Here is a 9,235-nt window from a genome sequence, read left to right on the forward strand (position 1 = left end):
CTTTCGAGGTGCGGGGCCCTTCTTGCAGCTCAGTGAGCCACCAGGTCCAAGGACCAAGCAGAAACTACTTGATGATCTTGGTGACCTGGCCGGCGCCCACGGTCCGGCCACCCTCACGGATGGCGAACTTCAGGCCCTCTTCCATGGCGACCGGCTGGATCAGCGCGACGTCCATGAGGGTGTTGTCACCCGGCATGACCATCTCGGTGCCCTCGGGAAGGGTCACAACGCCCGTCACGTCCGTGGTACGGAAGTAGAACTGCGGGCGGTAGTTGTTGAAGAAGGGGGTGTGACGGCCACCCTCGTCCTTCGACAGGATGTAGGACTGCGCCTGGAACTCGGTGTGCGGGGTGACCGAGCCGGGCTTGATGATGACCTGGCCGCGCTCGACGTCCTCGCGCTTGATGCCACGGAGGAGCAGACCGACGTTCTCACCGGCCTGGCCCTCGTCGAGCAGCTTGCGGAACATCTCGATGCCGGTGACCGTGGTGGTGGTCTTCTCGGTCTTGATACCGACGATGTCGACGGTCTCGTTGACCTTCAGGACACCACGCTCGATGCGGCCGGTGACGACCGTACCGCGACCGGTGATCGTGAAGACGTCCTCGATCGGCATGAGGAACGGCTTCTCGACGTCACGCTCGGGCTGCGGGATGGACTCGTCGACAGCCTTCATCAGGTTGAGGACGGACTCACCCCACTCCTTGTCGCCCTCGAGCGCCTTGAGCGCCGAGACCTTGACGACCGGAACGTCGTCGCCCGGGAACTCGTACTCGGAGAGGAGCTCACGGACCTCGAGCTCGACGAGCTCCAGGATCTCCTCGTCGTCCACCATGTCGGCCTTGTTCAGGGCCACGACGATGTAGGGGACGCCGACCTGGCGGGCCAGGAGCACGTGCTCCTTGGTCTGCGGCATCGGGCCGTCGGTGGCGGCGACCACGAGGATGGCGCCGTCCATCTGCGCGGCACCCGTGATCATGTTCTTGATGTAGTCCGCGTGACCGGGGCAGTCGACGTGCGCGTAGTGACGCGACTCCGTCTGGTACTCGACGTGCGCGATGGAGATGGTGATACCGCGCTGGCGCTCTTCGGGAGCCTTGTCGATCTGGTCGAAGGCCGAGGCCTCGTTCAGGTCCGGGTACGCGTCGTGCAGCACCTTGGTAATGGCGGCCGTGAGGGTCGTCTTACCGTGGTCGATGTGACCGATGGTGCCGATGTTGACGTGGGGCTTAGTCCGCTCGAACTTTGCCTTCGCCACTGGGGTCCTCCTGAGTGGTTCTGTACGCCTTGCTTCATCGGCGCCAGGTGATCTTTGCTGGGGTGCCGGCGCCGGGGGCATACGGCACAGTGCTCGCGCGCTGTGCCGCATGCCCGCCAGGCTCCGGTGACAAGCCTAAAGCGTGAGCTCGGGAGAGTTACTCGCCCTTGGCCTTCGCGATGATCTCCTCGGCGACGTTCCGCGGAACCTCGGCGTAGGAGTCGAACTGCATCGAGTAGCTTGCGCGACCCGAGGTCTTGCTGCGGAGGTCTCCGACGTAGCCGAACATCTCCGAGAGGGGCACGAGGCCCTTCACGACGCGAGCGCCGCTGCGCTCCTCCATGGCCTGGATCTGGCCACGGCGGGAGTTGAGGTCGCCGATGACATCGCCCATGTAGTCCTCGGGCGTGGTGACCTCGACGGCCATCATCGGCTCCAGGAGCACGGGAGAGGCCTTGCGGGCACCCTCCTTGAACGCCTGCGAACCGGCGATCTTGAAGGCGAGCTCCGAGGAGTCGACCTCGTGGTAACCACCGTCGAGAAGGGTGACGCGGACGCCGACCATCTCGTAACCGGCCAGGATGCCGAACTGCATGGCTTCCTGAGCACCCGCGTCCACCGAGGGAATGTACTCACGGGGGATGCGGCCACCGGTGACCTTGTTGACGAACTCGTAGGAGGCGTCGCCACCCTCGATGGGCTCGAGGGCGATCTGCACCTTCGCGAACTGGCCGGTACCACCAGTCTGCTTCTTGTGCGTGAAGTCGATGCGCTCGACGGCCTTGCGGATCGTCTCGCGGTACGCGACCTGGGGCTTGCCGACGTTCGCCTCGACGCGGAACTCGCGCTTCATGCGGTCGACGAGCACCTCGAGGTGAAGTTCGCCCATACCACCGATGATGGTCTGGCCGGTCTCCTCGTCGGAGTGCACCTGGAAGGAGGGGTCCTCCTCCGAGAGGCGCTGGATGGCGACACCCAGCTTCTCCTGGTCACCCTTGGACTTCGGCTCGATGGCGACCTGAATGACCGGCGCCGGGAAGTCCATGGACTCCAGGATGACCGGGTTCTTGTCGTCGCACAGCGTCTCACCGGTGGTGGTCTGCTTGAGACCCATGACGGCGATGATGTCGCCGGCGCCCACCGATGCGATCTCCTCACGCTTGTTCGCGTGCATGCGGTAGATCTTGCCGATGCGCTCCTTCTTGCCCTTGACGGAGTTCAGCACCGCGGTGCCGGCCTCCAGGCGACCGGAGTAGATCCGGACGAAGGTGAGCTTACCGAGGTGCGGGTCGCTCGCGATCTTGAACGCCAGGCCGGAGAACGGCTCGTCGTCCGAGGGCTTGCGGGCGATGACCTTCTCCGGGTCCTTCACGTCGTGGCCCTCGATGGCCTCGACGTCCAGGGGGGAAGGCAGGTAGCGCACGACCGCGTCGAGCAGGGGCTGGACGCCCTTGTTCTTGAACGCGGTGCCACAGAACACCGGGGTGACGGTGACGGAGTCGGCACTGCCCTTCGACGCCAGCGTGATGCGACGGATGGCCTCGTGCAGCTGCTCCTGGGTGGGCTCGTTGCCCTCCAGGTACAGCTCCATCATGGCGTCGTCGTTCTCGGCCACGGCCTCGAGGAGCTTGGCGCGCCATTCGTCGGCGCTCTCCTTGAGGTTGTCCGGGATGTCGATGACGTTGTACATCTCGCCCTTGGCGGCCTCTTCGGGGTACACGAAGGCCTTCATCGACACGAGGTCGACAACGCCCGTGAAGTCCGCTTCGGCGCCGATGGGAAGCTGCATGACGATCGGGGTCGCGCCGAGGCGGTCCACGATCATGTCGACGCAACGGAAGAAGTCCGCACCGGTGCGGTCGAGCTTGTTGACGAAGCAGATACGCGGCACGCCGTAGCGGTCCGCCTGACGCCAGACGGTCTCGGACTGCGGCTCGACGCCCGCGACACCGTCGAACACGGTGACGGCGCCGTCGAGGACGCGGAGCGAACGCTCCACCTCGACGGTGAAGTCGACGTGACCCGGGGTGTCGATGATGTTGATGGTGTGGTCAACATCGTTGAGCGGCCAGTGGCAGGTCGTCGCGGCGGACGTGATCGTGATGCCGCGCTCCTGCTCCTGCTCCATCCAGTCCATCGTGGCAGCGCCGTCGTGGACTTCACCGATCTTGTAGCTCACACCGGTGTAGAAGAGGATCCGCTCAGTGGTGGTCGTCTTGCCCGCGTCGATGTGGGCCATGATCCCAATGTTGCGGACCTTGGCCAGGTCAAGCGAAGTGGTGGCCATAAGGCTCAATCTTCTCTCGGTCTCGATGGGGGTAGCGACTACCAGCGGTAGTGCGCGAAGGCCTTGTTGGACTCGGCCATCTTGTGGGTGTCCTCACGCTTCTTGACCGAAGCGCCGAGGCCGTTGGAGGCGTCGAGCAGTTCGTTCATGAGGCGCTCGGTCATGGTCTTCTCGCGGCGGGCGCGGGAGTAACCGACGAGCCAGCGCAGAGCGAGGGTGGACGCGCGACCGGGCTTGACCTCGATCGGCACCTGGTAGGTGGCGCCACCGACACGGCGGGACTTGACCTCGAGCGAGGGCTTGACGTTCTCAAGCGCGCGCTTCAGCGTGATGACCGGGTCGTTGCCGGTCTTCTCGCGGAGGCCTTCCATGGCGCCGTACACGATCCGCTCGGCGGTGGAACGCTTGCCGTCGAGGAGGATCTTGTTGATCAGCGACGTGACAAGAGGAGAGCTGTAGACCGGGTCGATGATGACCGGGCGCTTCGGGGCGGGGCCCTTACGAGGCATTCTTACTTCTCCTTCTTGGCGCCGTAGCGGCTGCGGGCCTGCTTGCGGTTCTTGACACCCTGGGTGTCAAGGGAGCCGCGGATGATCTTGTAACGAACACCCGGCAGGTCCTTCACACGGCCACCACGCACGAGCACGATGGAGTGCTCCTGCAGGTTGTGTCCCTCACCCGGGATGTAGGCCGTGACCTCGATGCCGGAGGTCAGACGCACACGCGCGACCTTACGGAGCGCCGAGTTCGGCTTCTTCGGGGTGGTCGTGAACACACGCGTGCAGACACCACGACGCTGGGGCGAACCCTCGAGCGCGGGCGTCTTGTTCTTCTCGACCTTGTCCTGCCGGCCCTTCCGGACCAGCTGCTGGATCGTAGGCACTACTTCTCCGGTTTCTGTGTGCCGTTCGTGAAACTAACCTGGAACATCGCCGACCCACGCGGTCGGGTGTGTCGAATACTGCGGACTTCCGCCCTAGGGGCAGAAGGGGCGCAGATTGCGGTGGCTACTGACGGACTCGCGGTGCGGCTGATGACACGCACACGAGCCCAGGCACACCCCAGGCACAAGGCTTGAGCGTACCTACCTCACGGACCTGGGTCAAAACAAATGCTGTCCACGCCGACGCACCGGGCCCGCGGACCACCCGGGACGGAGCCGGCGACCGTACGGCCCAGGGGGTGCGACCTTGCCGGACCCCGGCAGTCAAGGGACGCGGAAACAGCGCGCTTGCGCCCTGCCGCCGTACCTCACCATGCCGGACAAGGTGGTCAGCCGACCAGCCCGACCGGTCCCCGGACCGGCCTGGCCCGGCCCGGCCCGAGGGAGGCCCACATGACAGCCGACCGCCGTGACCCCGTCTTCCAGGCGCCGAGCGCGCTCGACACGACGTCAGCCTGGCCGTCATCGAATACGGTGACGCCGCTTCCGCCTACGCCCCGGCCATGACCGCTCCCGGACTGCCGCAGTCCGTCGTGGACGACTACGCGATCGTCGTGGCCGTCCTGGCACTCGCCCGCAAGGTTCCGCTGCCCGACGTGCCGCCTCTGCGGGCCGTGGGTACCCGTGCACTGCTCCGGGTCCACCACGCCCTGCTGGGCTGAGAGAGGCCGCCCCGGGGCCCGGGACGGCACACGCCGGAGGGCGGCCACCCCGTTGTGCACGGGATGACCGCCCTCCGGTCGATCAAGCGACAGCCACTCGCTTACTGGTTGTACGGACCGTAGTCGTAGTCCTCCAGCGGGACGGCCTGGCCGGAGCCGGTGCCGAACGGCGAGTAGTCGATGTCGTCGTAGCCGACGGCCGAGTACATCGCGGCCTTGGCCTCCTCGGTCGGCTCGACCCGGATGTTGCGGTAGCGGGACAGGCCCGTACCGGCCGGGATGAGCTTACCGATGATGACGTTCTCCTTGAGGCCGATCAGGGAGTCCGACTTGGCGTTGATCGCCGCGTCGGTGAGGACCCTGGTCGTCTCCTGGAAGGACGCCGCCGACAGCCACGACTCGGTGGCGAGCGAGGCCTTGGTGATACCCATCAGCTGCGGACGGCCGGAGGCGGGGTGACCGCCCTCGGTGACCACACGACGGTTCTCGGTCTCGAACTTCGACCGCTCGACCAGCTCGCCCGGAAGCAGCTCCGCGTCGCCGGACTCGATGATCGTCACGCGGCGGAGCATCTGCCGGATGATGATCTCGATGTGCTTGTCGTGGATCGACACGCCCTGCGAGTTGTAGACCTTCTGGACTTCGCCGACCAGGTGGACCTGGACCGCACGCTGGCCGAGGATGCGCAGCACGTCGTGCGGGTTGGTCGCACCGACGGTGAGCTTCTGGCCCACCTCGACCGGGTCGCCCTCGCCCACGAGCAGACGGGCACGCTTCGAGATCGGGAACGCCGTCTCGTCGCTGCCGTCGTCCGGGGTGACGACGAGCTTCTTGGTCTTCTCGGTCTCCTCGATCCGCACGCGGCCCTTGGCCTCGGAGATCGGGGCGACACCCTTCGGCGTACGGGCCTCGAAGAGCTCGACGACACGGGGCAGACCCTGGGTGATGTCGTCACCGGCCACACCACCGGTGTGGAAGGTACGCATCGTCAGCTGGGTGCCGGGCTCACCGATGGACTGGGCGGCGATGATGCCGACCGCCTCACCGATGTCGACCAGCTTGCCGGTGGCGAGCGAGCGTCCGTAGCAGAAGGCACAGGTGCCGACCGCGGACTCACAGGTCAGGACCGAGCGGGTCTTGACCTCCTCGACGCCGGCGCCCACCAGGGCGTCGATCAGGACGTCACCGAGGTCGACGTTGGCAGGCGCGATGACCTTGCCGTCCACCACGACGTCCTCGGCGAGCATGCGGGCGTAGACCGAGGTCTCGACGTCGTCCGTCTTGCGGAGCACGCCGTCGGCGCCCTTGACCGCGATCTTCAGCTTCAGGCCGCGGTCGGTGCCGCAGTCCTCCTCGCGAATGATCACGTCCTGCGAGACGTCCACCAGACGACGGGTCAGGTAACCCGAGTCGGCGGTACGCAGGGCGGTGTCCGCCAGACCCTTACGGGCACCGTGCGTGGAGATGAAGTACTCCAGAACGGTGAGGCCCTCGCGGAAGGACGCCTTGATGGGACGGGGAATCGTCTCGTTCTTGGCGTTCGACACCAGACCACGCATACCCGCGATCTGACGCATCTGCATCATGTTTCCTCGGGCACCCGAGTCGACCATCATGAAGATGGGGTTCGTCTTCGGGAAGTTCGCGTTCATCGCCTCGGCAACCTCGTTGGTCGCCTTGGTCCAGATCGCGATGAGCTCCTGCGTGCGCTCGTCCTTGGTGATCAGACCGCGCTCGTACTGCTTCTGGACCTTCTCGTCCTGCTCCTCGTAGCCCTTGACGATGGCCTTCTTGGCCTCGGGCACGACGACGTCGGAGATGGCCACGGTGACGCCCGAACGGGTCGCCCAGTGGAAGCCCGCCGCCTTCAGGTTGTCGAGCGTCGCCGCCACGATGACCTTGGGGTAGCGCTCGGCCAGGTCGTTGACGATCTCGGAGAGCTGCTTCTTGCCCACCGAGTAGTCGACGAACGGGTAGTCCTCGGGCAGCAGCTCGTTGAAGAGCGCACGGCCCAGGGTGGTCCGCAGCCGGAAGGTGTCACCGGGCTGGTACTCCGGCTCGCCCTCCTCGGCGACCGGCGGCACCCAGCCACGCGGCGGCATGGTGCCGACCGGGAAGCGGATGTCGACCTTCGCCTGGAGCGACAGCTCGCGGGCGTCGAAGGCCATGGTGGCCTCGGCCGTGGAGCCGAACGCGCGGTCCGCGCCCTTGACGTTCCGGCCCTCGTCGTCCGTGGTGAGGAAGAAGAGGCCCAGCACCATGTCCTGGGTCGGCATGGTGACGGGACGGCCGTCGGCCGGCTTCAGGATGTTGTTCGAGGACAGCATCAGGATGCGGGCCTCGGCCTGCGCCTCCGCGGAGAGCGGCAGGTGCACGGCCATCTGGTCACCGTCGAAGTCCGCGTTGAACGCGGTGCAGACGAGCGGGTGGATCTGGATGGCCTTGCCCTCGACCAGCTGCGGCTCGAAGGCCTGGATGCCGAGGCGGTGCAGGGTGGGCGCACGGTTCAGCAGCACCGGGTGCTCGGCGATGACCTCTTCGAGGACGTCGTACACGACGGTGCGGCCACGCTCGACCATGCGCTTGGCCGACTTGATGTTCTGCGCGTGGTTCAGGTCCACCAGGCGCTTCATCACGAACGGCTTGAAGAGCTCCAGCGCCATCGCCTTCGGCAGACCGCACTGGTGCAGCTTGAGCTGCGGACCGACGACGATCACGGAACGCGCGGAGTAGTCCACGCGCTTGCCGAGGAGGTTCTGACGGAAACGACCCTGCTTGCCCTTGAGCATGTCGCTCAGGGACTTCAGCGGGCGGTTGCCGGGACCGGTGACCGGGCGACCGCGGCGGCCGTTGTCGAACAGCGCGTCGACGGCCTCCTGCAGCATCCGCTTCTCGTTGTTCACGATGATCTCGGGGGCACCGAGGTCGAGGAGACGCTTGAGGCGGTTGTTGCGGTTGATCACACGGCGGTACAGGTCGTTCAGGTCGGAGGTCGCGAAGCGGCCACCGTCCAGCTGCACCATCGGACGCAGGTCCGGCGGGATGACCGGCACGCAGTCGAGCACCATGCCCTTGGGCTTGTTGCTGGTCTGCAGGAACGCGGAGACGACCTTGAGGCGCTTGAGCGCACGGGTCTTCTTCTGGCCCTTGCCGGTACGGATGATCTCGCGGAGGCGCTCGGCCTCCTCGTCGAGGTCGAAGGACTCCAGGCGCTTCTGCAGCGCGGCGGCGCCCATGCAGCCGTCGAAGTACGTGCCGAAGCGGTCACGCAGCTCGCGGTAGAGCAGCTCGTCGCCCTCAAGGTCCTGGACCTTGAGGTTCTTGAAGCGGCTCCACACCTCGTCGAGGCGGTCGATCTCGCGCTGCGCACGGTCGCGCAGCTGCTTCATCTCACGCTCGGCGCCTTCGCGCACCTTGCGGCGCACGTCCGCCTTGGCGCCCTCGGCCTCCAGCTCGGCCAGGTCGGTCTCGAGCTTCTTGGCGCGGGCCTCCAGGTCGGAGTCGCGGCGGTTCTCGGTCTGCTGGCGCTCGACGGAGACGTGGGCCTCCAGGGACGGCAGGTCGCGGGTACGACGCTCCTCGTCCACGAACGTGATCATGTACGCGGCGAAGTAGATGACCTTTTCCAGGTCCTTCGGCGCGAGGTCCAGCAGGTATCCGAGCCGCGAGGGAACGCCCTTGAAGTACCAGATGTGGGTGACGGGAGCGGCAAGCTCGATGTGGCCCATCCGCTCACGACGCACCTTGGCGCGAGTGACCTCGACGCCGCAGCGCTCGCAGATGATGCCCTTGAAGCGGACACGCTTGTACTTGCCGCAGTAGCACTCCCAGTCCCGGGTCGGACCGAAGATCTTCTCGCAGAAGAGTCCGTCCTTTTCGGGCTTGAGCGTGCGGTAGTTGATGGTCTCCGGCTTCTTGACTTCGCCGTGCGACCAGGTCCGGATGTCGTCCGCGGTGGCAAGGCCGATCCGCAGCTCGTCGAAGAAGTTGACGTCGAGCACTTGTCGTCAATCCCTCTTTCGGGGTCTCGTCTCAATCAATGGTCTGAACGGGTCCGGGGAGGGCCGGCCGCCTCGGGATGAGGC

The 9,235-nt window shown here is 66.0% G+C and carries 6 protein-coding genes; 1 reads left to right on the plus strand and 5 read right to left on the minus strand.

Going from position 1 to position 9,235, the window contains the following annotated elements:
- Positions 1–64: 64 nt before the first annotated feature.
- The 4 genes from tuf to rpsL all read right to left on the minus strand — a co-directional run bounded on the left by tuf (position 65) and on the right by rpsL (position 4,428).
- Positions 65–1,258: an elongation factor Tu gene (gene tuf / locus ACFWM7_RS30515; RefSeq protein ID WP_010058805.1), complete on the minus strand. Its 1,194-nt coding sequence runs from the start codon at positions 1,256–1,258 to the stop codon at positions 65–67.
- Between the two features lie 157 nt (positions 1,259–1,415).
- Positions 1,416–3,545 carry an elongation factor G gene (fusA, locus tag ACFWM7_RS30520; RefSeq protein WP_383266699.1) on the minus strand — a complete coding sequence of 710 codons (2,130 nt, stop codon included), beginning with the start codon at positions 3,543–3,545 and terminating at the stop codon, positions 1,416–1,418.
- 38 nt (positions 3,546–3,583) lie between these two features.
- Positions 3,584–4,054, minus strand: a complete 471-nt coding sequence (gene rpsG, locus ACFWM7_RS30525; RefSeq protein WP_003966970.1) for a 30S ribosomal protein S7 — start codon at positions 4,052–4,054, stop codon at positions 3,584–3,586.
- 2 nt (positions 4,055–4,056) lie between these two features.
- Positions 4,057–4,428, minus strand: coding sequence for a 30S ribosomal protein S12 (rpsL, locus tag ACFWM7_RS30530; RefSeq protein ID WP_003948652.1), 372 nt, complete (start codon positions 4,426–4,428; stop codon positions 4,057–4,059).
- A gap of 563 nt (positions 4,429–4,991) precedes the next feature.
- Here rpsL and ACFWM7_RS30535 point away from each other — a divergent pair.
- Positions 4,992–5,150, plus strand: a complete 159-nt coding sequence (locus tag ACFWM7_RS30535; RefSeq protein WP_383266702.1) for a hypothetical protein — start codon at positions 4,992–4,994, stop codon at positions 5,148–5,150.
- A gap of 101 nt (positions 5,151–5,251) precedes the next feature.
- Here the strand turns inward: ACFWM7_RS30535 and ACFWM7_RS30540 are convergent, their stop codons facing one another.
- Entirely contained in the window at positions 5,252–9,151 is a 3,900-nt protein-coding gene (locus ACFWM7_RS30540; RefSeq protein ID WP_003966994.1) for a DNA-directed RNA polymerase subunit beta', read from the minus strand.
- Positions 9,152–9,235 lie beyond the last annotated feature (84 nt).

Source organism: Streptomyces sp. NPDC058375 (assembly GCF_042723425.1).
GTDB classification, from domain to species: domain Bacteria; phylum Actinomycetota; class Actinomycetes; order Streptomycetales; family Streptomycetaceae; genus Streptomyces; species Streptomyces durocortorensis.